This window comes from Paenibacillus sp. OK060, assembly GCF_900101205.1.
GTDB classification, from domain to species: Bacteria; Bacillota; Bacilli; order Paenibacillales; family Paenibacillaceae; genus Paenibacillus; species Paenibacillus marchantiae.
Map to the genome: position 1 here is coordinate 92846 of NZ_FNFR01000008.1, position 26187 is coordinate 119032.

The window sequence follows — 26187 nt, forward strand, 5'->3', positions numbered from 1 at the left end:
TGAGGCACACGACAACACTACAAATGTAGAATTAACCGCCGATTCGTCTTCCCTTCACCCACACTTCCTCAATTTTCAAATCACCATTCAGCAAAACGACGTCCGCCTGTTTGCCTTTAGCAAAGGAACCCGTGCGGTGATCAATGCCGAGCAGACGTGCCGGCGTCAGGCTGGCTGCGCGTGAAGCTGCATTCAGACTCAAGCCTACTTCCTGTACCAGATAGCGGAAACCACGAATCATCGTGAGCGTGCTTCCTGCCAGTGCGCCTCCGTCTTTCAAACGTGCCACACCTTTCGTAACAATCACAGGCAGATCGCCAATTTTGTATTCACCATCATCCAGCCCGGTAGCAGACATCGCGTCTGTGATTAACACAAGCTGATCTGCTTGTTCTTTCAGTTGAGCCAAAATAGACATCGCCGCCGGATGCACATGGATACCGTCTGCAATGACTTCTGCACTGATGCGGGAATCACTAAGCACTGCGCCGGCAGCTCCGGGATTCCGGTGATGGAGCGGTGTCATCGCATTGAATGTATGCACGGCATGGTGCAGCCCGGCCTCGACCGCAAGCTGTACTTCTTCATAGGTCGCATCCGTATGTCCTAATGCTGCCGTAATTCGCTGCTCGCGCAGCCATGAAATGACTTCGAGCGCTCCCTCACGTTCCGGCGCCAGGGTGACTTGACGAATCAGGCCGGGATATTGTTTTTCCCACGCGTCCAGCCAGGACACATTAGGCAATACAATATGATCCGGGTTTTGTGCGCCGGGCCACTTCGGACTGAAAAAAGGACCCTCCAGATGTACACCTTCCAGCTGTGCATAAGGCATGTCACCGGAACGGTAGCTGTCCACTTCAGCCAATACCCGGTCCAGACTATCTTTGGGCGCTGTCATAGACGTTGCCAGCATGGCAGTGGTCCCCTGTGTGCTGTGGAATGAAGTGATTTTATCCATCACATCCTTACTCGCGTCCATAAAGTCTTCGCCATTGCCACCATGTACGTGGATATCTATAAATCCAGGCACAATGACGCCATGCTTGGAAACAGGCACAGATACGGCTTCACGGCGAATCTGTTCAGATAATCCCTCGGGTGCGCCAGCATAAAGGATCTTCCCATCCGTCCAGACCAGTACACCATCCTCCATTACACCATCGGGCAGTACGATTTTACCTCGAAGAAGTGAAATGGTTTTTTCACTCTCTTGCTCCTGGTTTTCCATAGCTTCTACGTTCATTTCACCAGCCTCCCAGCCGCACGGTCCAGTAACACGACCACATTAGGATGACATTGCAGCAGCGAAGCGGGACATTGTGTCGTAATCGGCCCCATAAAGGCTTCACGAATAATTTCGGCTTTCTCCTCACCACGGGCGATCAGCAGAATTTGTTTGGCTTTCAGAATTGTACCTACCCCCATCGTAATGGCCTGAGTTGGAACTTCATCAATATGATTAAAAAAGCGGGCGTTTGCTTTTCTTGTCTCTTCTTTGAGATCCACCACATGTGTCCGTCCTGTAAGCTCGGTTCCGGGTTCATTGAAGCCAATGTGACCATTATGTCCGATACCCAACAATTGCAGATCTACTGGTCCACGATCATCAATCCGTTGTTCATAGGAAACACACTCCTCATTTAAATCCGAAGCCTGTCCATTCGGCACCTGGGTTCTGGCGAGATCGATATCAATATGCGAAAACAGTTGCTCATTCATAAAGCTGCGGTAGCTTTCGCGATGTTCTACAGGAAGACCGACATATTCATCCAGATTGAAGGAAGAGGCCTGCGCAAAGCTGACCAGACCTTTCTGGTACAAAGCAATAAGCTGTTTATAGATACCCACAGGAGAACTTCCAGTCGCGAGTCCCAGTACAGCCCGGGGTTTTGTCTGTAGCAAACTGGCAATCACCCCTGCACCCGTTGCATTCAAATCTTCTTCATTTTCAAAAATACGAATATTCATCTTCTTAGGCACCTCCGTTATGTTGAACTCGATAAGACTGTACATTGTGATACGATTGTTCCAATTTGGGGATAAAACGGTCAAAGTCGGCACTAACCATGCCCGTGAATAGAATATCGACGACATGCAGCAGTGCAATACGTGAAGCCATATCCCCCCGTCTCATGCCTTCTTCCAACGAAGACGTAAAGAGCGGAATATCAGACACCCCCGCAAGTTTGTTATTTCCATAGGATGTCAGTGAAATGGTAGAGGCTCCCGCCTGTTTGGCACAATGCAAGGCATCGATCGTCTCCGGTGTTTCACCCGAATAAGATACCGCCATCGCCACATCTCCCTCACCCAGTGAAGAAGCCGACGTAATTTGCATATGTGAATCCGAGAAGGCAGTACAGCTTTTGCCGATCCGCACAAGTTTCTGGTAGAAATCCTGCGTAACAATGGAAGAGGTTGCGACACCGTAGAGATCAATACGACGGGCATGACATAGTAACTGAACTGCATGCTCCAGCCTTCCTAGATCCAGCAAACGGGTAGTGTCCGCAATGGATGCAAGATGATTGGCTTCAATGGCTTCCACAATTTTGGATAAAGGATTACCTGCCACGATATCCTGATATGCTGTTTCATTGGTGGAATGCGACAATTCTGCGGCCAGCTTCATTTTGAAATCAGGAAAACCTTTGAAATGGAATGATTTGCAAAAGCGGGTTACCGTAGCCGCACTTGTTCCGCTTTGCTGTGCAAGATGGTTAATGGTCCAGCCAGGAATATCAGATGGGGACTGTAAAATCACCTCTGCGATTCGTCGTTCCTGAGACGGAAGTTCATTCAGCTCTTGCTGCAACGCATGTAGTATGGCTGCCATGAGTTCTCCTTTTATGAAAATTATTTTTATTAATTCATTATAAATAAAGAAAATTATTTTTATATTTTCATTTTAATCAATACGTTGTTGCAAATCAAGAGGATTTTAACCATGTATTCGCGGTATGTATGATGAAATTTTTGAAAAGGTATCTTCTTGATTAAGGAATGGGATTCCGCTTATATTGGAGATAAACCTTGAAGTGAATGTGAACATTTTCATTTCTAAGGAAGGGGTACACTCGATGAATCAACGACAACGTCAAAAAATGATTCCTTCCACCTGGATTATTGCCATAAAACAGACCGAAGCTCGTAAATACTTTGCCCTCTATGCCATCGACTGGAAGCGCGGAGCGCGACTGAGCTGGGAAGGTTGGAATAGCCTCGCAGACTTGCTGCAGTTTCATATTCCAATCAAACGTAAAACTGGCGGTACAAAATCTTCCCCCCAACCTGCTGCCAAAATTGCGAAAAAAGCACTCTATCTGCACCTAGATGAAACACAATACAGGGAATTGGAGCAGCTCTTCTATCAGCCTTTTTCAAAGAAACAATGGAGATCCTTTATTGAGGAACATTCCAATAACCATATGTAGGTGAACCCTTATGCCATATACGAATACGATTTCCATCACGCTCTGCCCGTAGCAATCTATACCCTTGGAATTTCTGCGGGCTGAGCCTTTTCCCAAGGGAGCGTGATGATCCATGAAATCTCAGCAAAGAAATCAAGCCTACTACAGGCACCACAGAAAGCGTGTTATTCAACGTAAAAAACAGCTCGCTATGCGGTACGATTGGTCCTACAAGTTCGAAGGGACTTTTGCCAAAGGAAAAATTCATTGTTCCTGCTGGTGGTGCTGCGAAAAGACAAAGCGGCTAGGCTATCCAAAATCTGAGCTAACCAGAATAGCGGACTGCAATCAGCAGCTTCTGAATCCAGACTTCTGAGAATGAATATTTAAAACAAGCGATTCCTTCATTTTAGGAATTCGCTTGTTTTTGCTTTCCAACCTAAAACAAAAAAGTCTTTCCCCATTCTTCATCATGAAGAATAGAAAAAGACTTTCATGCTGCTTCAATCAACTGTGCAGTATCGCGTCAGATCTTCAGTTCTCCGAGCTTAATCAGCTCTACAACTGCTTGCGAACGACCCTTAACATTGAGTTTTTGCATCACATTCGAAATATGGTTGCGCACCGTTTTCTCGCTGATGAATAACTGCCCTGCGATGTCACGCGTCGTTTTGTCCTGAACCAGTAATTCGAATACTTCGCGTTCACGGTGGGTCAACAGAAATTTGCTTTTATGATCGATACCCTTCAATGTTCACCCCTCCTTGCCTGGGTTGTGTTGGTGTAACAAGGTTAAGGGGATACAGTCAACTCATCTTATGTAAGGTCAAGGGCGTTGGTTCAGTTTTATCAAAAAAATGGGCAGTGAATTGTAATTTGAACGAATAATCGCTATGTAGGTACAAACGTAGTAATCCAAAAAATCGTCAATTTGGACTAAGTATTATATGAGCATACTATGTATCATCCTTCTTAATCGTTATTTTCAATATCCCTTTAAAAACAAACATGCCCCTGCAACTAATGTTGACCATCAGCGCAAAGGCATACTTGTTCAACTTAAATTACCGATTCATGCGGTTCATCATGCCATCGTTGTTGTTACGATTCATGATGCCATCATCAAGCACGCCGTCACGGTGATTTGTGTTCATCGCATTCGTTGGGAAAATACGTTCAACCATCGATTGGAACGTGTTAATCATGCCGCTAACCGGTTTGCCGTTACGGATATCTGTGGCATAGCTCTCCACATGTTGAACAAATTCCGGGTTAGCCGATACATATACGTTCTCGACGTTAGGTGCAAATTGTTTGATTTTCGCCGAGATTTTGGATTTAATCTCTTCGGATGTGTTGTCATCCGTGCTGTCAATACGCGATGTTTCACTCTTCATCCCGTAGTGACCTTCGGTCATTGTACGTGCATTGCCATTGCCACTGTTAGTTAGACCACGCATCATGCCATAAGATCCAGTACCCATGGTGCCATAGATACTGCGATCATTGCCCATGTGGCTGCGATCCGTAGCTGCATTGGTGTTCAGTCCCGGAGCAATGCCACTGGTGCTGTATGGAGACATGGTTCCATTACCACCATTTACACGCAAACCGCCCATATCCTGACCCATGCTTTCTGTACGCATAGTGCCATTTGCCCGGTTACGCAAAGATTTGCTTTCCAATTTGCCAGTGTGACCATCTGTCAAACGGACTGCAACATACGCGTTACGATCGGTCAGCATGACATGTGCTGACTTCACTTCTTTCATTTCCGTAATGCGTTTAGCCAGCTCGTCACTTGATTTCAGGTCGGTGACGTTATGCGTCCGATAACTTTTCGCACGAATGCCATCCATCCCATTGGATTCAACACCATAACGGTTAATGCCTTTCACTTCATGACGAACACTTTGGGTGTGCAGATTGTTATCTTTTGTACTTGTTCCACAACCCGTCAATCCGGCCATTACGAAGATTGCAGTAGACAAAGATAAGCTGATTGCTGTCGCCTTTTTGGCTGCTGGCATGTCTCATCCTCCAATTATGTTGGTTTTGGTCACAAGGATAGGATGCTCTTCTGTACGGAGCGATATGCTGAAAGGATATGGAACATTAGCCTCCTTTATCTGGGCTCAATGGGTTCTGTTCCACATAAAAAAGCGATGCTTGCACAAAGTGCAGCACCGCTCTTTATAACCGCGTATTTCCTGTTCAAGTGAGAACCTTCATTATTATGTTGAAGGAGCCATTCCCTTACTTGGATGTGGATGAGGAATTCGCATCAGCATCTTCTCCACTCGAAGAAGATGTTGCATCTGATTCTGATTTTTTGATCGAATTCGGAAATTGCTCTGCTTCCTTCAGACTAGCCGCATCCATCAGATAGGCCCATTGACCGTCCGGTGTGACTACCCAGATCTGATCCGGTTCTGATGGAATAGTAAGTCCCCGGTACACATCCGTAACAGCTTCTCCATTAACCGTCTGCTCAACAGATAAAGTAAAGCGTGGCACGGTGCCTTTCAGTTCAGAGGCTTTGCGCACATCGTCAGCTGTGGACAGGTTTTTAATTTTGCCAATCAGCGATACAGCATCGGTAGCTTCAACCGTTTCACCATTAAGCGTCCACGTCTGCTCTGCCGCACCTTCCTCGGAGGAAGATTTGAGCATCCAGGTAGCTGCTTCGCCTTCCCATTCCAGCGTAGTGACATTGGTTTCATCCAGATTAAACGGAGTTGTATCCAGCAGATCCTGCCGTGATTTTTCTATATTACTTATGGATTCCGTTTGTACTGCTACGACAGGTCCAGAGTCTACTCGCACATAACGAGCGTCATCTGCTGGCAGCTGACCACCGATGCTCAGTTTGATCTCACGGTTATCCTTCAGTTGGATATCCAGCAACGTTGCATCTGAACCCAATCCATACTTGGCGAGATCCTTCGGCTCTTCCTCCACAACCAGTTCCTGATCTGCACCACTTAAGGCATCAAGCCAGCTGCTAACCGTATACCCATTCAAAGGATATGCCTTAGGTTCCACCATACTCCACACGCCATTATTTAGTTCCAATTGTGAAGATGAGGGTTTTGAAGCACCTGATGTGTCTGTATTGTTATCATGAATCGTGATGGACTGTATATCGGCAGACTTAATACCAAGTAACTTGACCTTCTCCGCTTCCTCTTCACGAAAATAATTCTGACTGGCCGCATAGACCCACCCGATAATCAAGAGTAATAAGACTAGAATCGTTGGGACCCATTTTTTCATACGCGTCTGCGCCTCCACCATAAGAGTACACCTATCATAACAAAGATGAGCGGGAATGCGACAATCGCCACGAAGAAAATGGTTCTGGCTTGTTTACCATCCAGGTACGCCGTTTGATAACCGGATTGCACCCGAGGCCGGATCGTTAATCCATCTTCTTTTTCACTTAAATAATTGACGGTATTCAGAATAAAATCTCGGTTCCCACCGTTCACTACTTCCGAGTCCTGCATGAAAATAGATGAACCCAGAATTACAGCCTTCGGTTTGCCATCTGTTGTATCCGCCGCATATCCAAGCTCAACAGGACCTTGTACATCCTGATCCGGATCGTTGGTTGTTTCGTTTTGCAATAAACCTGCAATGTTCGTCTCGCCATAACTGTCATCCGATGAATGAATGAGCGGCGACAAGGTGTATTTATCCTGCTCTTTGCTCGTCAAAGCAATGGACAAAGATAACATCGGGTAAAGTTTGCTTTCTGATAGTTTATCCGTGATGGCATGTGTGCCATACTCCGGCACAACCCACAGTGGGCCCATTGTGCTGGCTTGCTGATTATCCACCATGACTGCATGCTCATCAACCACGCCATAATCCGTCATGAGTGCATCGATATTTTTCCAAGTCAACTTCATGTCTTCATGAAAACCGAGGGATAACAGCAATTTTCCTCCGTTACTTAGATAAGTCCGAATAGCCTTCAATTCTGTATCACTAATATCCCGCTGTGGTCCAATAATCGCGAGTACATCCGCATCTTCCGGAACCTGACCTGCCTGATTCAGCTGAAGTTCTTCAGTCGTGATATTATTCTGTTCCAGAGATGAGCGCAGTGTAGTCAGTTGATCCAGGCCGAGCTCTTCATGTCCTGTCAGGAAAACCATCTTGTGCATCTCCGTGGAAGACAGATTCATAAGGGCTTGTGTCAGCTTTTCCTCACCTGTGAACTGGTACGATCCATCGCTTCCATCCCCGACAGCCGTGAATAGACTGGCGATATCAATGACTTTATGCTGATCGCCCTGCTCTAATACAATGGAGCTGCCTGTGATGCCATATTTGGAGGCCAGTGTAGGCTCCTGCGTCAGATTGTATTGCTTCATCGTCAGTTTACTGTTGCGTTTTGTATATTCCTGAACCATATCCGATACTTCGCGGTTCAAGACCGTATTATTCGCATTTTCGACGGTTAACACCAGAATGTTGACGTCTTCTTTTACATTTTTGATCGCGGTAAGAGACTGGTCTGACAAGGTATATTGTTTATTCGAGGTCAGATCCAGTTGGAAGCCGCCAAGCGAATTCAGAAACAGGGTCAGCAAAATAAAGATGCCAATCACCGCTACAGACAGCACGGTACTGTTGGTATGACTCAACCATTTTTTCATCTTCTCACCTCCACCGCTTCCGTTCCACAATTTGAATGCTTAATAGCAGAAACACACCTGAGAGCGTCACGTAATACAATATATCTGGGCCACTAAGTACACCCTTCGTGAAGCTGTCAAACCGGTTCGTCAGCGCAAATGGATCCAGCCATTGCTGTAACGTAGATCCGGAATTGCCTGCAAATGAATCAAGCATCCACAATACGAGCAAAATAATAAAACCGGCTACCGCAGACACCATCTGGTGCTGAGATAACGTGGAAGCAAACAGTCCAATCGCCATCATGCTTCCGCCCAGGAAAAAGAGACCCAGTGCAGACAACCATACGGATGTCAGATCTAATTCACCAAAGAAGGACATAATAAACGGATAAACGAGACTGCACAGGATAAGTACAACAAGAATGGCGAGTGACGCCAAATATTTACCGAAAATAATCTCGGTCACCCGTGCAGGTGAAGTCAATAACAGTTCGTCCGTTCCCTGCCGGAATTCCTCTGCCACCAGTCGCATCGTCAGCAACGGCACCACAAACAGCAGCATGGATAACGTGTCTCCGAGCACCAGGCGATAATCCACAATGCTTGGCTGGTAATACACAAAGCTGGAATAGAACAGCAAACTTGTCATCAGTACATATACGGCAAAAGCGAAATACGACGTCGGTGACAGGAAGTATGCCTGCAGTTCTTTATTGCAAACCGCCATCATTCGTCTCATTTGGAACCCTCCCCTGTGTGAGAATCAGATGAAGCGCTCTCGGACTTAGTCGATTGCTTCAGATCTGAAGTGGTGTCCAAATTGGCCTCTTCTTCTGTTTCCTGATTGGCGAGCTGCACTTTATCAGCTTCATTTTCCTGCGTTGCCAGTTTCACTTCGGATTCCGTTTCCGTTGTGGTCAGCTTCAGGAAAATCTGTTCCAGACTGAGATTTTCTTTCTTCATCTCCAGGATCGGCAAGCCTGCACCAGACAAAAGATAGAACAGTTCTTCTCGATAATCCTCGGAAGATTCACCGGTAAGCAGCATTTTGACCGTATCAGTAGAACCAGTGGAGGTCTGTCCATCTGCTGCTTGAATGACTTCACTTCGTACCTTCTCCCATGGTGTCAGCACATTATGTAATTGCTGCTCTGTTGCCTTCACTTCAATGGACACCTTGAACTGATCCCCCATCGCTGAGCCAAAATGCTGCGGTGAACCGTCCAATACGAGCTGTCCCTGATTAATAATCAACATGCGATTACACAGCGCGCTCACTTCCGGCAAAATATGTGTACTGAGCAGCACTGTATGATTCTCACCCAGTTCACGGATCAGATCTCGTATCTCCATAATCTGATTTGGATCGAGTCCTGAAGTCGGCTCATCCAGCACGAGCAGATCCGGTTTGTGAATAATGGCTCCAGCCAGACCCAGACGCTGCTTGTACCCTTTGGACAGTCCGCGAACCAATTGCTTTTCGCGACCTTGAAGACCCAACCTACTCACCATCTCACTGATTCGCAATTTCACTTCACGTGTCGGGACATCCCTCAGATTAGCGACGAACTTCAGATACGACTGTACCGTCATATCTGGATAAAGCGGAGGTGTCTCCGGCAGATAACCGATCTTGGAACGGACGCTCCTGCCCTGATCGTGCACTGATATGCCATCCACTGCAATGGAGCCTGCCGTTGGATGTAAATAGCCCGTGATCATTCGCATCGTTGTAGTTTTCCCGGCACCATTCGGTCCCAAAAATCCAACAATCTCACCGCGCTCCATTGTGAAATCCAGTTGATGCACGCCGCGCCGTCCATCAAATACTTTGCTTACCTGTTTCACTTCGAGCACATCATTCATCCTTTCCCGTTAAAATACCCGTGTGCCATCATCGCTTTCTTCTGATGGTCAACACGGGAAGTTCCTTGTATCTTACGTGTTGTATCCTAAATGCAGCTTAAAGTCACTTAAAAGAGAGCTTAAAAATATGTGTCTAAAATGTGAACAACACTTCATTCACCCACACCCTGCACTCTGGGGCAACGTACCTTAAAGTACAGGAGCATTAGCACCTGCACAAAAGTCAGAGGGTGAACCGTGTGAAAGTACTATTCACATTTTTTGTTCCAAGCGGCGGTGTGGATACTTTAAATCGATTGCGCACAGCCGTTCTGCAACGCCATGGCATCGAAGCGCATGTATTGTATCTGTACCCTGGCTCGGGAATGCAGAACAATACCAGCACGCCGGTCTTCACCGCTTCCAGTGATGAGGAAATTCACAGTTTGATTCATCATCATCGATATGATGCCATTATTGTTACCTCCGATATTGCCATGCCGGGCAGATTAAGAGCCCTCGGGTATAAAGGACGCATTATCTATGAAGCACAGGGACTTGGGACACGTGAGCAAGCTATGGAAACCATTCAGATGGGAGTACCTTATCTGCAAGCCCACTGTAATGCTGCGCTCATTCCTCCAACCGATCATTTACTGGAGCTGTTCATCCATATGTGCCCATGGCTTCACCGGTTTGTCATTCCCAATATGCTGGATACCAATACCTTTGCCCCAATTTCGGTGGATAGCCCTCCCTATCCAGTAATTGCATGGGTAGGAAGGCTCGAACACAACAAAAACTGGCGGGAATATTTGATGATATCCAGTGAAATCATTAAAAAAATTCCAAAAGCCAGACTATGGTTGTTCCACGATCCGACCTTGGCTAATCCCGAGGACGAGGTCATGTTCCGACACATGCTTGCGGAGTACGGGCTTGAAGATCGGATTGGCATCTTTATCAACGTGCCCCATTCCCAGATGCCTACATTCTACTCCATGGTTGCAGCTTCCGGGGGTATCATGCTATCCACATCGCTGCTTGAAGGCTTTGGATACGCCGTTGCTGAAGCCATCAGCTGCGGCTGTCCGGTACTCAGTACCGATTCGGATGGCGTAAGGTCCTTTATTACACATAACCGAACGGGTAAATTCTATCCGATTGGCAACGTGAATACGGCTGTATCCGAAGCTGCAGACCTTATGCGCAACAAAAAGCTGCGGGAGTATATACGCATTCAGGGCAGACAGCATATGGCCATCTCCTTCTCCCCTGATCGTTACGCCACTTCATTTCGAGAAATGATGACAGCCTTGAGCATTTTCTTTTAAACAAAACAAAAAAGGCAGTTCAGAAGGATGCTCTGAACTGCCTTAATTTATTTTCTTAAGATCGGCTTATAAAAATTAGTGTCCCATCATCATTGCAGGATCAGGTTGATCCCCTGTTTGAAGGGTATCTTCCTCCATCCGTTTTGGTTTGCGCAGAATCAGACTGAGCAGGCATCCAAACAAGGCAATACACGCGGCCAGGAAGAAGGTGTCGTTAAAACCAGCCACTAATCCATTCACCATACCTGTAGCGTCAGTAGCTCCAGCTGTATTGCTTGCAATATGGGAGGTCAGGAATCCAGTCAGGCCAGCAACTGCAAAGGACACAACCACTTGTTGTGCAGCAGCAGTAAGCGGGGTAACCCGACCTACCAGCTTACGTGGAGCAGCATTCAGTACATGCGTATTGAGTGGCATCATGGAGAAGCCCATACCCAATCCCATCATGACAAGGCTAAGAATGATCAGACCAAGGCCCGTTTCCGCCGTAATCGAAGACAGAATGAACAGTGCACCCGAGATGATACCCAGACCCACGAAAGCAAGTGGTCTTGCACCAATTTTATCAAACAAACGTCCACCAAGTGGCATACCCACACCCGAAGCCAGCGCCTGCGGGAGCAGAATGAGTCCTGTTTCCAATGCAGTGTAGCCTTTGATTTGTTGCAGATAAAGTGGGATCAAAATCATCGCCCCAAACAAAGCGACTTGTGATACCCATGCCAGAATAATACCCCGTGTGAAATCAGATGATTTGAACACCCGAAGTTCCAACAGCGGATTTTTGTGACGAAGTTCCACGATAACGAACAGGATCAGCGCCACGCCTCCGACAATCACACCTGTCAGTGTTGTTGCAGACGTCCAGCTTGTTCCGCCTTCACTTACACCGTTTGCGAGCATCGAGAATGCGATTGGCGCCAGAATCATACCGAGCAGATCAAGCGCAGGCGTGCGTCCACGATCCGTATCCGGCAGGAATTTGATACATAGAATAAAAGCGGCAATACCAATCGGCAGATTGATCAGGAAGATCCAGTGCCAGCTGAATGATTCAATGAACCAGCCCGATAATACCGGACCCAGTGCAGGAGCCAACAGCATCGGAATCCCGAGCATACCCATGATAGAACCTCTTCTTTCAGGAGGAGCCAGGCGGAATACCATCGCCATACCAATCGGAGCAACCATGCCTCCGCCAAGTCCCTGAATGATACGGTAAATAATTAATTGTTCAGGAGATTGCGCGATCGAACATAAGACCGAACCCAGAGTAAACATCGCAATCGTGAACAGAAATACTCTTTTGGCACCGAATCGGTCGGTCAACCATCCCGCCAGCGGAATGACGGCTGACAAGGCCAACGTGTAACCTGTAACCGTCCATTGAATGGTCTTCAGATCGGTCTCAAAATATTGAACCAGATTCGGAATCGCCACGTTAACCACCGTGCTGTCCAAGATGACCATAATCATCCCGACGATAATAGCCAGTAGCGGCAGAATAATCGTTTTAATCGAGAATTCCGCCGGGTCCTGGGGTACTGCTGTTTGTTGTTTCAATCTCTCCACTCTCTTTTCCGGCCTGGAGGCATTATCTTTGTATGTGCCTCTCCATCGGCCTTATATTCACGACGTTTCAAACTTTTGTTTTAAACCGTCGTTTTAAACTCTTGTTTGAGCATAGGTTAATTCTAATGAAAATACCTTTGCTGTCAAGCTATTTTTTATTGGATAACGGATCACGTATGTATGCCAAAAAATGGACCAGGTCTTCTCCTGCTCCACCCATTTGGTTAATCGATGCTCATTATGGTGATCTTTGCTAATCTGCCAATTTGATCATCTGATGCTCCGAAAGTATACCCAGGGTCTGGCCTTGGTCACTTCTGCAGTACATGCGAATAACCAGATGACTTGGTATAGAACTGTTGCTAATGATGCGTAGTTCGGATGGATCGGATGGGACCGCGAGATTATGAATAATGTGATTTCCCGTATCCGCCCCAATCCGACAAAGATAGCGATACAACTCCCCATGGGTGTGACTGATTCCTCCGACAAAGATATCCACATCGTCATTCCCCACAAATGACAATTCAATGTCCATATATCTCACCGGAACAACGGTTTGCAGCAAGTTTTCGTGAATCTCCAGCACATATGCGGCCACTGTATATCCCTCCTGTAGAGCAGAGTTGAACCTTTCTCTAGATATGGTATGCCTGCTCTCGTCCATTGCTATTTGCAATCACCCATTTTAATCAATTCCACGGAAATGCCCACCCTTTCGTCTGCTTTTTTTCATAGACTAACAGGATAGAAGATCGGCCTGTGCAGGCCGTGACAAGGAGGTACCTATGAGAGTTCTGCTCGTGACCTATTGGGAGCTTACACAGATGGGTGGAATATGGACATATGTGAAACAGCTAGCTGACAGGCTGATGGCTCTTGGCGTAGAGGTGGATATTATGGGCACCAACGGAGCCAAAAATGAAGTATACATTCGCAATCTCAATCGTTCCTTCTCCAAAGATAAAGTATGGCCCATGCTTCAAGCCAAACTTAATCCGACAGATTTGCCTCAATTCACTGCCGATTCTCTCGTGGCTTATTATGAATTGAACAGGTATGCCTTTGAAATGGGAGCCGCCTATCTCGGCGTTGATCATTACGATGTCATCCATGCGCAGGACCCGGTAGCAGCGGTCGCGATGAGACGTATATTAAACCGCAATACACCCATGGTAACGAGTTATCACGGAGCGCTTGCGCGCGAAGCCTTTTACGATGCTCAAAACTCTAACGCGAAGCTCACGCTTCCCGAATATTTGCAATCCACACGAGGACGTTACTTCCTGTCACTGGAAGAGCGAAGCGCTGAGCAATCCCAGCTTATTCTGGTCTCCAGCCATTGGATTAAGAGCACCCTTACGGATCTCCATGTTCCCGAGTCCAAATTTCGAATTATTCCTTATGCTGTGGATATTCCAGCCTACCGTGCCCAAGCAGCAGTCAAGTTCCGTCAGAGGAAGCCAGCGGGCAAAAAAGTGATCGCATTTACGGGCAGACTGGAGCACATTAAAGGGGTTCATATTCTGGTTAAAGCTCTCTCCAGCCTGAAGAAGAATCGCTCGGATTGGATCTGCTGGATTGCTGGGGAAGGCAATCTGATGGAGGATTTGCGCTCCCTAGCCAATGATCTTGGAGTAGGTGCTGACATCGTTTTCTGGGGTAAACTCGATAATATCCCTTCATTCTTACGCCATGCCGATATTTATGTGCAGCCCAGCTTGCAGGATACGCAGCCTTTCTCTGTTACAGAGGCTCAGCTCGCCGGATTGCCTGTCATTGTAAGCGGTACGGCAGGTATGCCTGAGATGGTGCAGCCTGAACATACCGGTTGGGTCGTGCCACCGCAGGATGTCGAAGCCCTTAGCGCACTGTTAAATGCCCTTCTGCAGGATGGTGCCACCCGTGCAAAGGTAGGAGCAGCAGCTAAAGCATGGGCTGAACAACATCGATCACTGGACGAGATGGGATTGCACACGCTGCATGTCTACCAGGAAGCCATTCAGTTGGGAGGTCAGAGGATATGACATTGCTCGTACCCAGTGATTTGTATAATCGTTGGTTCTCCACCCCTGTGTCGACGACACATATTGAAGTAGATTACGCTGTAATGAACGAATTAATGAGGAAGCTGCCCAAAGGGTACGTTTTCCCTGATCCGGCAACCATGCACATTCTCACATCCGAGAAAAATTAGAATCAAGTACTTTACAAACAGGAACAAATAAGAGGATATTCGTTCGTGCCGCAATCACTTAACGGCAACCGAATACCCTCTTTTTATTGCAGTGAGGTTCATATGTCTAGCATTCGTGATTCCAAGACTTCTAGCCTCTATTTCCAGTAACCGCCAACCTGCAGCAGATTAAGTAAAACGGGCCGATGCTTCGCTTGAACAAGTTCCATCTCGGCTTTTAATGCCTCAAAGTGTTTCTTGGTTCCCATCGATTCATGAACCCGATAACACATCAGTGGCTCATTGTAATAGAACAGCTCATAGAGCGGAAACAGTCTCAACCACATCTCATAGTCATGCGTGTAGCGAAAATTGGTGTCAAATACGCCGAACTTTCGAAATGCATCCATCTCAAGCATTACAGTGCAACCGTTGATTGGGCAACCTTCGGTCAGTACCTGAAGCATCTCCAGACGACTCCCTACTTCTGGTCTCACCGTGTCCATCCATACGCTGTTCGCATCAACATAATGATAAGCCCCGTGACAGAACGAAGCCTTAACGTCAAGCATGAACTTCAGTTGTTTCTCTACCCGGTCCAGCAACATTACGTCATCGGAGCTGAGCCAGACAAAGTAATCACCTGTCGCCTGCTTGATTCCCTCGTTTAACGCGGTTGCTGTTCCACCGTTCTTTTTTCGAATATAGCGAATGCGATCCATGAATGGTTGCAGCCGCTCCACATGCTTCGTAGAGCCGTCATCCACCACAATGACCTCAATATGCGGATACGTCTGGTGAATGGCGCTGTGAACAGCCTGCTCGATGTACGCGCAATTATAAAAAGGAATGACAATTGATACTTTCGGCTCCATTTGGTCCTCCCCTTTCCCCGCGTGAATAATACCATTCTCCCTATTATATGTAGATAGGTCCGTTAGGTATCAGGCATCTGTTGCATAGCGACGTATAAATTACGCACATGGAGCATTTTGCATCAATCCAAAGAGCGGCTTTCCATCATTAAGATATAGATCGAAATGCATATAAATAAAGAGGGCGTTATTCGGCCAGCTCACGGCCTCCATAACCCCCACCAAAGTTCTTTATCCTCCCATGGCAGCAATGCGCTGCAACAAAGGCTCCCGATATCTGGACCATACCATAGAGGCCTCTCGGCCGATGGCATCCGCGTGACGTACCGTCCCCATTCCCCCGTGCCGACGATATGCCGTAAGCGATTCATTCAGATATGGAAAACGATGGCCGTTCAGCAGAATACGCATCCATAGATCCAAATCATGCGTATAAGGCAATAGTTCATCGAACAGACCCACCCCACTAAACAGATCCCTGCGGATCATCACGGTACAGCCATTCACCGGATTGCCGTTTACGAAGAGGCGCAGCCAATCCGGTTCGGCCATCGCTTGAGCTCCACCGTTCAGCTTGGTCACTGTAGAGTGCTCATTAATGTAATTAAAGTTGGTATGTGAGATGAGCGCATTCTCCCGTTGCATAAATTCAACCTGATGACGAATCTTATCTGGATATAAGAGGTCATCTGAACTCAGCCAGGCGATATAGTCCCCGGAAGCATGACGAATGCCGTGATTCAGAGCCGAAGCTGTACCGCCGTTGCTTTTGCCAAGAACATAAATGTAGGGAAGATACGGCTGAAGCAGTTCTTCATTCCGGGTAGAGCCATCGTTGACGATAATGATCTCCACATCGGTATATGTCTGGTTCAGTGCACTCTGGATCGCTTGAGGTACATAAGGATCATTGTAAAACGGAATGACAATGGACACGCTCGGATTCATGTAGTCGCCCTCCCCTGCTGAGTACGAACATCGCTCAGAATGTCCTGAAGAGATTGGGTAAATGGAATCAGCGGCTGCCAGCCCAACTTGCGCAGTGCCGAGAACTCCTCCTGATCTCCCGCCCCGTCCGGCCCGGAAGAAGCTCCGTCCCAGCGTACCGGCACCTCCGCTTCGGTCATGGTTAGCAGCGTATCCGCAATCTCTCCGAGGCTGCGCTCGGTGCCCGATACAACCGGATATACGTTGCCCGTTGTGCCTTGAACAAGCAAGGTTGCATAGGCCCGGACTGCGTCCCGCACATCTAGAAAATCACGGGTATTATCCCGGCCGGATAGACGAAAGGCCTCCGTCTTACCTTCCTGTTCACAGGCAACAATATGACGTGCCAGCAGCGAACATATGCCCGTTGAAGGGCCTGCCCCGATCAGATTCCCCGGCTCGGCCAGCATAATCTGCTGTCCAAAAAGAGACATCCATGATAGAGATACCATTTCCTCTAATGCTTTGCTGAGACTATACGGGTGCGGAGGCTGCGGTGGCCGACCGGGTTCAGGAGTATACTTTAATCGGGAGCCCACAATAACGGTCCGTGCCGCCGGACAGCTTCTCAGAGCATCCAGCAAATACAAAACAGCCATCACATTGGTCTCAAGCACCAGCAGCGGATTGGACCACGAATCGGGCACGGAATTTTTACCTGCAAGATGCAGCACATAATCCGGCTTCACTTCTTCAATCAGAAGGCGGACTTGCTGCTTATCGTTAAGATCACAGACATGTACAGCCACACCATCGCCAAACGAATGTATACCTGCCCGCCTGACCACTGCTGCGACCGCCGTACCGGCTGACTTGAAATAAGCAACCGCATGCCGTCCAGTAAAGCCAGAAGCACCCGTGATCAGTACCTTTTTGCCAGTTAGCTCTGCTCCATCCATAATGCCAGCTCCTTCAGCATCGTAGAATAATCCGGAAGGTCTGTCTTCACATCCTCACGTGTGGAAACTAACGTGCGGTCCTGCACAACGCTATCATCGGGTAAGATAACAACATCCTGTTTATCCCATATCTGCTTGAACAGCACAAGAAGGTCATGCTTGCTGACAGGCACCGGAGATGCCAGATGGATTAGACCACTGACCGGAGATGCCAGATAATGATCTACCCATTTGGCCAGTTCAAGGGTGGTCACCCCATTCCAGAAGACGCGTGTATATCCGCCAACCTCACCTGTGCAGGACATGAACCAATGCATCAGACCAATGCCGCCTTTCCGAATTTCGGGTCCTATAATGGACGTACGGATCGTCAGATGACCCGCATCCTGAACTTCACCCAGTGCTTTCGTGATTGCATAGGCAGATGTTCCATCGGTAACATCATCCTCCCGGTACGCCCCCCGGTCCCCACTAAACACACAATCTGTACTGATGTGGATCAGACGTGCACCGATCGTGTCAGCGATCCGCCGCAAACGATGCGGCAGAAATCCATTAATATGATAAGCGGTAATTTTGTCTTCATCTGCAAAACTGTTCAAAACACCCACCGCGTTAACGATGACATCCGGGTGCACCACCTCCACCACACGGTCGACCATAAAGCAGTCATTTACATCCAACAGAAGACCATTAGGGTCCGATACATCTCGGGTCGTATAGAAGACGCTGTGGACGCCTTGACGGCGGAAATAGTCGACCATAATATGGCCGGCCATTCCGTTTCCCCCAAGTATCAACAACTTCATGACAGGAACCCTCCGCGTTGCAGAATGTCACGAATCTCCTGTTTGGTCATTAGCTGATGCTCGGAACTGAAGCTGCTGAAGGATACTGGAGGACAGTTCGTATAATGCTCCTTCAACCCCGGTATGCCGAGTGTAGGCAAGATCACCAAGTATTGCTCATCGTATACCACTGTGGTCATGCTCTCGAATTCACTCATCAGAATCTCATGAATCTTCTCACCTGGCCGAGTACCACGCTCCACAATGGAGACATTCTCCACACCTGAATCCTCAATCAGTACTTCTGCCAGATCTACGATTTTGCACGTTGGCATCGTCATGACAAAAATCTCACCACCGACACTTTCCACCGAAGCTTTGAACAGCAAAGTGATCGCATCTTTCAGCGTGAGAAAAAATCGAGTCATTTTCATATCCGTGATGGATACTTGGCCTTTGGATCGAATCTGATTTTTGAATAAGTGCACGACACTGCCGTTCGTTCCAAGTACATTCCCACCACGTACGGTAACAAACCGTGTATTGCTATGCAGCAAATTGGCATAGACGATCAACTTCTCACCAATCGCTTTCGTCATGCCGTAGAAATTGGATGGATTGGCGGCCTTGTCGGTCGAGATGTAAATGACTTTTTCCACATTATTTTCAATCGCAGCTTCGATAACATTTTGTGTGCCGATCACATTGGTTTTGAGTGCTTCATAAGGTTGGTCTTCACACACCGGTACATGCTTGAGTGCTGCGAGATGAAATACATAATCCACATGTTGACATGCAACGGTTAAGGCATCCTTGTCTCGAATATCACCAATGCGAAAATGAAGACGCGGGTCTTCGAATTCACGACTCATCGCCACTTGGCTGGACTCATTCCGGGAGTAAACGATAATCTCCTTGGGCTGCTGGGGCAGCAGTTGAGCCACAAGTTCATAACCCCATGATCCCGTACCGCCAGTCACGAGTATACGCTTATTTTCAAACATGCAATTTCCCTCCAAGCAGAAATTTGACCACTTTACTGGATACATCGGTTGCTTTGTAGCCTTGTGGACAATCCCAGTCGTTTGACATTTCGGTCATTACTTTCACACAACCCGCAATACGCTCCGCATCCAGACCTGAGACCACATTGCTGCCGCAATCCACCGTCTCCGGTCGTTCTGTCGTGCGACGCATGGTTACCGTTGGCACACCCATGATGCAGCACTCCTCTTGTACGGTACCACTATCCGTAAGTGCACAGCGTGCATGTCGCTCCAGCATCACGAAGTCGAAAAAACCGAATGGTTCGTGAAATTCCACCAGCGGGTGCATCTCCAGTTGCAGATGCTCGGCGATTCGAATAGCCGTTCGAGGGTGAATGCTGCATATGACTCGCATGGCATGTTCTTCAGCAACCTGATTCAAACCTTTCATAATCTCCAGCAAATGAGGAGGGTGATCCACATTCTCCGCACGGTGGGCCGTAACCAAAAAATATTGCCCGGACTTCAGCTTCAATTTCTTCAGTATTTTGCTGGAACTTACCTGTGCGTCGTAGTGACGCATCACTTCATAGATCGGGTTGCCTGTCAGCACAATTCGGCGACTAGGTACCCCTTCACTAATCAGATGTTTCTTACTCTGTTCGGTATACGGCATATTAATGGTGGAAATGGCGTCGATAACCCTGCGATTTTTCTCTTCGGGCACATCCAGGTCAAAGCATCGATTGCCTGCTTCCATATGAATGACGGGTATGCCCATCCGTTCAGCCAGAACAGCACATAATGCACTGTTCGTATCGCCGAGCAGCAGCACTTTATCCGGTTTCTCCTGATTTAATAAATCTTCCATTTGCGTAAACATCGAGGATAACTGTCGACCCAACGAGGCCGCTTCATCCTGAAGGACGTAGTCCGGCGCACGCAAGCCCATTTCCTTGAAGAAAAGACCGCTGAGACTTTCCGTGAAGTTCTGTCCCGTGTGTACCAGAATATGTTTGGACGCGTACTGGTCCAGCTTGGAAATGATCAGGCTGAGCCGTATAATTTCAGGTCGCGTACCCAGCACCGTCATGATCTTCATCGTAATCCCTGCCTTCATCGTCTAGTGGATAATCTCCGGCGAACCCGGCTTCGTTTGGCTTTGCCAGGCGCACGTTTGCGAACAGTCGGTTGCACCACGCGCACACGTTGTTTCCTCTTTTTGCTTGCCTTCAGCTTCCTCCTGCCTGTTCCAGTTCCTCGTTTCATTCGGTCACGGATCCTGCTGCGGTGGGTTGAATGCGGGTAACGACTTCGTCCTGATCTATGGCTTGAGCGAGGTTCTGTATCTTCATGAACAGGCTGACCTATGGCAAGCGGAGGCAAGGGCGAGAGTGGCAACGCCTGAATCACAGTCAATGGGAACAATCGTGCCCGAACCGAAGCCGGTTCCAGAATCAGCACGGTTCGCAAACGACCCTCACCCCATGCGTACACTGGACCATTCGGAGGCTGAATGTACGGAAACCATCCGGGAAAACGAATCAACCACTGTGTCACCATCGTATGCAGCTTTGCCCTGTAGGTTTCAATACCGTACAGCTTTTCCGCTTCTGTCCGATTACGCCAACCGGTGTCGGAGGCCAGTTCAGGATCATTCAGCAGAGTTGTTGCCAGAGTAGTAAGCGCCTGAGAATCCCCGGCCGGGGCCAAAAATGCACCGCTGCCTACCGATTCCAACAATTCCTTGAGTCCGCCCTGGGCAAAAGCGATAACCGGTTTGGCGAAATAAAGCCCCTCCAGCGCGGTCATGCCAAATCCTTCTTTGACCATGCTCGGAATGACCACCATGTCCATAGCCGTATAGGCTAGAGATACATTCTCTTCAAACGGCGTAAAGGTAAATCTGCGATAATAACCGGATTTTTTCACCCGTGATACACATTCGTCATAGTACTTTTTGTCCGCTGATGTACCAATAATCCAGAAACGGCAGCGCGGATGGGTTTCACACAATTGCAAAGCCATATCCACAAAAGGTTTCAGACCTTTGGCATCATATATGAAGGAAGAGATGTAACCGATACAGATCTGTGATGGCTTAAAACCAAGCTCTTTGCGTTTGCGTTCCCTCAAGTGAACCCATCGCTCCGGGTCCGGTAAGGCCGGGTCCCAGGTTGGGGAGATCACGGTTAATTTGGCACTCATGCCGGCTTGTTTGAATGGTGCTACTGCACTTTCGGATATGCCTATGATCCAATCGGAGTAACGCTCAATCATCTGTACAGCTTCGTTTGTATGTTCATTCAACGCAATAATCTCGGTAATCTTCCAGATCACCGGAATTTGCAGAGACTTCGCTGCTACGGCAGGCATCACATTGACACAGGTATTCGTTAACACCAGATCAGGTGCAGTCTCCCTGATGAGGGAGACCACGTCCTGATAAGCTGGTTTATGGCGAAGCTGTTCTGCATCCGTTGCAATCCCCCGGTAAGGTGTGTACACACCGTGAAGCATCGGCAGGAAGCATACTTTGACCTGGATATCGAATCTCCGTGCAAGTCCGGCAAGCTTTCCTTCCTGAGGAACCACGAGTACACAATCAAAGATGGAACCCATCTCCCTCATAAAATGAAGCAACAGCTTCTCCGCACCCGTAATGCTGCGGGTGTTGCACACATGGGAAAACAACATGAGTTTGGGTTTAGTCGCCATGGCCGCACGGACCCTGAATACGAATATGCAGGGTTCTGTGCACACCTCCTTCCGGACAAGATTAAGGGAATATAATGCTCAATATTTCGTTGATTCTTTTGCCATACGTGTGATCCTTCAATGTCCGTTCCAGCCCTCGAAGTGCAATTTCACGGCGCTCTTTCTCATGAGTGAGGTAGTATTCAACCTTATCGAGCAACTCCTGAGGGGAAGAGTAGGTCTCGATCTCCACACCCGGTTTATAGAAACGTGCCAGGTCATCCCGCGCATCGGTCAATTGAAGGGTCGTAGACGCCGCAATTTCAAATGTTCTCGGATTCGGGGAAGCTGGTGAAATTTTAACATGGTTGTTGTTAACGGAATCGTCTTCATGGGAGCGGTGAAGGTTGATGACAATTTTGGTGCCGTTATAGACATCATTCGTTTCCTGCGGACTCATCCAGCGACCCAGTTCGATCTTCTCACCGTAAGCAGCATAGTCAGGCAGGCGATCCCACCAGATGCCATTAAATACGGTATTGTGTGACATCAGCTGTGCCATGATCGGATTGAAGAAATACACCCGGTTCCAGTAGGCCGATCCGATAAAACTGACATCCCGGTGTAATGCAGATGGTGTGGTGATTGGGAAGTAATGATTAGTGAATGCAGCAAAGGGCAGGTAGTGAACAGAAGGGCAGCCGTTTTGTCGGTACAACTCGACACAGTTCAGTTCCAATGTGAACACATGATCGAAATGCTGTACTGTCTCAAGCGTCATATCCGTATAGTACGGATCATCCGTGAGCCAAATTGCCGTCTGAATGCCTGCTTGGCGAATCGCATCGAGATGTTCCAGCGGAATATCCATGCCATCCAGCACAAGCACCAGGTCAGGACGGGTTTGCAACGCAATTTCGGATACAGGCTGACGTGGATCGGAAAGAGTTACTTGGGCAACCATGCCCTGCAATGTTGCCATGATGGCTTCGTCCAGTGGGGAATACGGGAATCCTTTACCCGAAGATACATACAGCACGTGAAGCTGCCGGAAAGGCAATGGCTCCTGTGCACAATTGACGATATAGTTGGCACGGCCACGTAAATATCCTTCTTCCTTGCCCGCATCATATCCGGCATGTTGCCCGTTTTTGCGTGCTTGGTCAGCCAGACTGAGCACTGGTGCATGAGACTTTCTCGTTTTACGGTGTTTGAGAGACATACCGCCACTCCTTTTATTTTTGGGATAGGGTTTTCTAACGCTGTTGCCCTGCAGAAAGAGAATTTACACGTGCTCCAGCAGCTGAGCAATACGACGAGTGAACGTATGCTGGTTCAGTGTGGTAAGCAGCCCTCGCCAAGCCAGGGCTCGCCGTTCCTCTTCATGGTGCAGATAATATTTGATTTTGCGCTGAAGTTCAGCCGCGGTTGTAAAGGTCTCGATGTCATATCCAGGCCGGTAGTAACGTGGCAGATCATTGCGTGCATCCGTTATCTGCATCGTGCCACAGGCGCTGATCTCATACGTCCGCGGATTAATGGAATGGCCTTGGAGATGATGCGTATTGCGATTGTCTTCCCCATTCTCGCAAGTCCGGTGTACGTTAATCACGATTTTGGCGCCATTGTAATAATCCACTGTCGCTCCAGGATCAATCCAGCCTTCATGGATGAATCGGCCCAGGATGTCGGAGCGTTTCAGCCGGTTCCACTGGCTGCCGGCAATGAATACCTTTTTGTCCGCCAGAAAAGGAGCCAGCTCATCGAACAGTGCAATTCGGTTCCAGAATCCGGTGCCGATAAAACAAATGTCATACTGATGCTGCGGCGCCGTACGCCTTGGTTGAAACATTCCCGGGTTCACTGCCAGCGGCATATAGATCACCCGACCTGCTCCATGTGCAGTATAGAACGGCACGGCCGCTTCCTCATGCGTGAACACGACATCGTAATGCTGACAGATGGTTGTCGTATCTTCGGTAAAATACGGGTCATCCACAAACCATACTGCTGTTCGTATTCCAAGTCCCCTTATGCCATTCACCTGTTCCAGATGATCGGGAGGAAATACGTGTAGTCCATTCATGACCAGCACCAGATCGGGCATGTGCTGGCTGGCTTCCTGCAGCATGTTTGCCGGCGATCCGACAACACATTCACGAACAGATTGCTGCAAGGCTCCAATGACGCCTTCATCGATGGCATCGAATCCTTGCGGAATGTACAGCACTTTCATATTCCGCACGGTCGGCTCAAACATCTGCACTCGCTCCATCATGGCCTGACAGCCGCCAAATCTGCGGCCTTCTGCATATCCGCCACGGTAAGCTATCTCCGCTTCTGTAGGCGGCCGGTGTCGTCGTTTTGCCACATCCTTCACCCTGTCTTCCTTCAGGAGATCCCACTTTCAGATTCTCCCCGAGATTGGTGTTCCCTCTAAAGGATATGCCCCGGGGTCAGATGCATCATGGACGGGTGTCCTGCAAGGCGCAAAATTGGCGTCTGCCCTCCACAACCGCCTGCACGGGCATGTCCGCTTTTGCAGCGATACAAATAACCCGGAGGGATCCGTCCCCCCGGGCAATCGTCATACACTGGACATGCATCTATAGTCATCCGAAAATGTACACCTACTCTGTTATTGCGCTTTGTAAGCCAACTGATGTCCGTCCTCGAATCCCTTGGCGAAACCCGCGTTGAATCCTTCGTTGTACGCCTCGTTGTACCCCTGGCTGTACGCGCTGTCCGGGTTCGGATCGGTAGGGGTAGCCGGGACGACAGGTTGTGCGGGCTTCACACTCCGGTGCCGTCGTACCGCACGTTTCTTTTTTTTGAGCCACGCACTGCGTCCTTTGAGGGTACGTTTGTGAAGCACACGTTTGCCTTTGACCGCACGCAGTTTACGGATTTTACGCAGACGGGCCCCGCGAGCAAGCAAAGCTCTTTTGGTTCTCAGACGTATTTTTTTCTTCTTTAACATGTCAACATTCCTCCTGTATGTTCCGGACCATGCGTATCGCATATCCAGGGTCTTTGAGCCATGGCACACCAGGCTCCCCATGCTGGATTCGGGCCAGCCTTATCCCCGTAACCATCCGGGACATCTCCTCTTGATAACGGCTTAGCAAACGAATGTTCTCGGCCAGACTGCGGGCGGATACTTCCGAGTGGGCAGACACGCTGGCCACACTGTCCAGAATGCGGGCGAGCGCCTGCTGACTGTGTGCAATGGACTCAATGAGGGACAGTTTCGCTTCCTGCTCACGCCGCAACAGACTCATTTTCCGAGATCCCCCATATCCATGCCGCCAAACATGCCACCATCCATGCCGCCTTCTTCACCATCGTTCTGCACCATGATGGCCTTCAGGTTGTTGCATAATCCGGTTTCCATTCGGGTCAATCCTTCTAGTATTTCCACCAGTTGATCATGCATTTTGAGTGGCTCTGCCACCTGATCGCTATGCGTCAGAAAAGACTCACCATTCAAATGATTTAACGCCCAGTTCCTTACCTTCTCGGCTTCAATCGCCTTGGCCTCCAAAATCAGGGCAATATTCCACTGCATCTTGGCTGCTGCATCCAGCATCAGTATGAGACTTTGTTCTCTGCTCATGTCCATTCACCCGCCTTCCGGGCTTATTCTTCCTCTTGACCCGCCATCTCCCGCATCACCTGAGTCAGCGTTTCGGCTACGGCTTCTTCCAAGTCTGCCAGGCCTCCCAAATAGGAGATGATGCTTTTGTTGATTTGTCCCGAGCTATCCAGCAGACCGTCAACGCCATCCAGCTCCGGTTCGATATCCGGCAAATGATTGATGATTTCAGACATGCGCACAGCGACTTGACGTTTGGCATCCAGTACACGTGCAACCTGCTGGTGAGAATGTGCAATATGTGTGAGTATTTCATCGATTTTGCTCTGCATGGTCCTCCTCCTTACCGTCACGGCCTGCTTCACCCA

29 protein-coding genes are annotated in these 26187 nt (G+C 48.5%); 4 read left to right on the forward strand and 25 right to left on the reverse strand.

Annotated elements, in window-relative coordinates:
* Window positions 1–31: 31 nt before the first annotated feature.
* Genes nagA through BLS14_RS25760 form a run of 3 tightly spaced genes read right to left on the reverse strand, consistent with a single transcriptional unit; the run spans window position 32 to window position 2839 of the window.
* Window positions 32–1246 (reverse strand): N-acetylglucosamine-6-phosphate deacetylase, encoded by a 1215-nt coding sequence (gene nagA, locus BLS14_RS25750; protein ID WP_256336672.1) that lies wholly within the window; start codon window positions 1244–1246, stop codon window positions 32–34.
* The gene (gene nagB / locus BLS14_RS25755; protein WP_063566685.1) at window positions 1243–1971 is read right to left on the reverse strand and encodes a glucosamine-6-phosphate deaminase; all 729 of its coding nucleotides are present in this window, start codon (window positions 1969–1971) and stop codon (window positions 1243–1245) included. The genes nagA and nagB overlap by 4 nt, the downstream gene beginning before the upstream one ends.
* Before the next feature lie 4 nt (window positions 1972–1975).
* Window positions 1976–2839 carry a MurR/RpiR family transcriptional regulator gene (locus tag BLS14_RS25760; protein WP_063566684.1) on the reverse strand — a complete coding sequence of 288 codons (864 nt, stop codon included), beginning with the start codon at window positions 2837–2839 and terminating at the stop codon, window positions 1976–1978.
* Between the two features lie 244 nt (window positions 2840–3083).
* On the opposite strand from BLS14_RS25760, the gene BLS14_RS25765 reads away from it, so the two are divergent.
* Entirely contained in the window at window positions 3084–3437 is a 354-nt protein-coding gene (locus BLS14_RS25765) for a hypothetical protein (RefSeq protein WP_072735431.1), read from the forward strand.
* Window positions 3438–3942: 505 nt separating this feature from the next.
* Here BLS14_RS25765 and BLS14_RS25775 read toward each other — a convergent pair.
* The 6 genes from BLS14_RS25775 to BLS14_RS25800 form a co-directional block, all read right to left on the reverse strand.
* On the reverse strand, window positions 3943–4167 hold the full coding sequence (locus BLS14_RS25775; RefSeq protein WP_017692532.1) for a helix-turn-helix domain-containing protein: 225 nt from the start codon (window positions 4165–4167) through the stop codon (window positions 3943–3945).
* Window positions 4168–4480: 313 nt separating this feature from the next.
* Complete coding sequence (locus tag BLS14_RS25780; RefSeq protein ID WP_063566682.1) at window positions 4481–5446, reverse strand: YhcN/YlaJ family sporulation lipoprotein; 966 nt, start codon at window positions 5444–5446, stop codon at window positions 4481–4483.
* Window positions 5447–5672: 226 nt separating this feature from the next.
* Window positions 5673–6692 carry a DUF4340 domain-containing protein gene (locus BLS14_RS25785; RefSeq protein WP_176854753.1) on the reverse strand — a complete coding sequence of 340 codons (1020 nt, stop codon included), beginning with the start codon at window positions 6690–6692 and terminating at the stop codon, window positions 5673–5675.
* Window positions 6689–8083 (reverse strand): GldG family protein, encoded by a 1395-nt coding sequence (locus BLS14_RS25790; RefSeq protein WP_090954617.1) that lies wholly within the window; start codon window positions 8081–8083, stop codon window positions 6689–6691. Before BLS14_RS25790 ends, BLS14_RS25785 begins: the two co-directional genes overlap by 4 nt.
* A gap of 4 nt (window positions 8084–8087) precedes the next feature.
* Complete coding sequence (locus BLS14_RS25795; protein ID WP_063566679.1) at window positions 8088–8804, reverse strand: ABC transporter permease subunit; 717 nt, start codon at window positions 8802–8804, stop codon at window positions 8088–8090.
* The gene (locus BLS14_RS25800) at window positions 8801–9931 is read right to left on the reverse strand and encodes an ABC transporter ATP-binding protein (protein ID WP_371121672.1); all 1131 of its coding nucleotides are present in this window, start codon (window positions 9929–9931) and stop codon (window positions 8801–8803) included. Before BLS14_RS25800 ends, BLS14_RS25795 begins: the two co-directional genes overlap by 4 nt.
* Before the next feature lie 239 nt (window positions 9932–10170).
* Here BLS14_RS25800 and BLS14_RS25805 point away from each other — a divergent pair, with 239 nt between their 5' ends.
* The gene (locus BLS14_RS25805; RefSeq protein WP_176854755.1) at window positions 10171–11244 is read left to right on the forward strand and encodes a glycosyltransferase family 4 protein; all 1074 of its coding nucleotides are present in this window, start codon (window positions 10171–10173) and stop codon (window positions 11242–11244) included.
* Between the two features lie 75 nt (window positions 11245–11319).
* Here BLS14_RS25805 and BLS14_RS25810 read toward each other — a convergent pair whose 3' ends face one another.
* Together BLS14_RS25810 and BLS14_RS25820 are read right to left on the reverse strand one after the other, a co-directional pair.
* On the reverse strand, window positions 11320–12807 hold the full coding sequence (locus BLS14_RS25810) for a DHA2 family efflux MFS transporter permease subunit (protein ID WP_090954621.1): 1488 nt from the start codon (window positions 12805–12807) through the stop codon (window positions 11320–11322).
* A 262-nt stretch (window positions 12808–13069) separates the two neighbouring features.
* Window positions 13070–13417 (reverse strand): hypothetical protein, encoded by a 348-nt coding sequence (locus tag BLS14_RS25820; protein ID WP_090954624.1) that lies wholly within the window; start codon window positions 13415–13417, stop codon window positions 13070–13072.
* A gap of 187 nt (window positions 13418–13604) precedes the next feature.
* On the opposite strand from BLS14_RS25820, the gene BLS14_RS25825 reads away from it, so the two are divergent.
* Window positions 13605–14843 carry a glycosyltransferase family 4 protein gene (locus BLS14_RS25825; protein WP_090954626.1) on the forward strand — a complete coding sequence of 413 codons (1239 nt, stop codon included), beginning with the start codon at window positions 13605–13607 and terminating at the stop codon, window positions 14841–14843.
* Complete coding sequence (locus BLS14_RS32750) at window positions 14840–15013, forward strand: hypothetical protein (RefSeq protein ID WP_170867946.1); 174 nt, start codon at window positions 14840–14842, stop codon at window positions 15011–15013. The genes BLS14_RS25825 and BLS14_RS32750 overlap by 4 nt, the downstream gene beginning before the upstream one ends.
* 137 nt (window positions 15014–15150) lie before the next feature.
* Here the strand turns inward: BLS14_RS32750 and BLS14_RS25830 are convergent, their stop codons facing one another.
* The 14 genes from BLS14_RS25830 to BLS14_RS25890 form a co-directional block, all read right to left on the reverse strand.
* The gene (locus BLS14_RS25830; RefSeq protein ID WP_090954627.1) at window positions 15151–15867 is read right to left on the reverse strand and encodes a glycosyltransferase; all 717 of its coding nucleotides are present in this window, start codon (window positions 15865–15867) and stop codon (window positions 15151–15153) included.
* Between the two features lie 231 nt (window positions 15868–16098).
* Complete coding sequence (locus BLS14_RS25835) at window positions 16099–16815, reverse strand: glycosyltransferase (protein WP_063566672.1); 717 nt, start codon at window positions 16813–16815, stop codon at window positions 16099–16101.
* A complete protein-coding gene (locus BLS14_RS25840; RefSeq protein ID WP_090954629.1) occupies window positions 16812–17753 on the reverse strand; it encodes an NAD-dependent epimerase/dehydratase family protein in 942 nt (313 codons plus the stop codon). The genes BLS14_RS25835 and BLS14_RS25840 overlap by 4 nt, the downstream gene beginning before the upstream one ends.
* Window positions 17735–18562: a dTDP-4-dehydrorhamnose reductase family protein gene (locus tag BLS14_RS25845; protein ID WP_090954631.1), complete on the reverse strand. Its 828-nt coding sequence runs from the start codon at window positions 18560–18562 to the stop codon at window positions 17735–17737. The genes BLS14_RS25840 and BLS14_RS25845 overlap by 19 nt, the downstream gene beginning before the upstream one ends.
* Entirely contained in the window at window positions 18559–19545 is a 987-nt protein-coding gene (locus BLS14_RS25850) for a polysaccharide biosynthesis protein (RefSeq protein WP_072735442.1), read from the reverse strand. The genes BLS14_RS25845 and BLS14_RS25850 overlap by 4 nt, the downstream gene beginning before the upstream one ends.
* Window positions 19538–20629, reverse strand: a complete 1092-nt coding sequence (gene wecB / locus BLS14_RS25855) for a non-hydrolyzing UDP-N-acetylglucosamine 2-epimerase (RefSeq protein ID WP_063566733.1) — start codon at window positions 20627–20629, stop codon at window positions 19538–19540. Before wecB ends, BLS14_RS25850 begins: the two co-directional genes overlap by 8 nt.
* Window positions 20630–20643: 14 nt before the next feature.
* Window positions 20644–22209, reverse strand: coding sequence for a glycosyltransferase family 4 protein (locus BLS14_RS25860; RefSeq protein WP_256336673.1), 1566 nt, complete (start codon window positions 22207–22209; stop codon window positions 20644–20646).
* Between the two features lie 97 nt (window positions 22210–22306).
* On the reverse strand, window positions 22307–23446 hold the full coding sequence (locus BLS14_RS25865; protein ID WP_240321512.1) for a CgeB family protein: 1140 nt from the start codon (window positions 23444–23446) through the stop codon (window positions 22307–22309).
* Window positions 23447–23509: 63 nt separating this feature from the next.
* Window positions 23510–24604 carry a CgeB family protein gene (locus BLS14_RS25870; RefSeq protein WP_063566667.1) on the reverse strand — a complete coding sequence of 365 codons (1095 nt, stop codon included), beginning with the start codon at window positions 24602–24604 and terminating at the stop codon, window positions 23510–23512.
* 56 nt (window positions 24605–24660) lie between these two features.
* Window positions 24661–24840, reverse strand: coding sequence for a hypothetical protein (locus BLS14_RS32355; RefSeq protein ID WP_139295735.1), 180 nt, complete (start codon window positions 24838–24840; stop codon window positions 24661–24663).
* 22 nt (window positions 24841–24862) lie between these two features.
* Entirely contained in the window at window positions 24863–25204 is a 342-nt protein-coding gene (locus BLS14_RS25875; protein ID WP_063566666.1) for a hypothetical protein, read from the reverse strand.
* Between the two features lies 1 nt (window position 25205).
* Window positions 25206–25505, reverse strand: coding sequence for a hypothetical protein (locus BLS14_RS25880; RefSeq protein ID WP_063566665.1), 300 nt, complete (start codon window positions 25503–25505; stop codon window positions 25206–25208).
* Window positions 25502–25840, reverse strand: a complete 339-nt coding sequence (locus tag BLS14_RS25885; protein ID WP_063566731.1) for an alpha-helical endospore appendage domain-containing protein — start codon at window positions 25838–25840, stop codon at window positions 25502–25504. The genes BLS14_RS25880 and BLS14_RS25885 overlap by 4 nt, the downstream gene beginning before the upstream one ends.
* 23 nt (window positions 25841–25863) lie before the next feature.
* A complete protein-coding gene (locus tag BLS14_RS25890; protein WP_063566664.1) occupies window positions 25864–26151 on the reverse strand; it encodes a hypothetical protein in 288 nt (95 codons plus the stop codon).
* Between the last annotated feature and the right edge of the window lie 36 nt (window positions 26152–26187).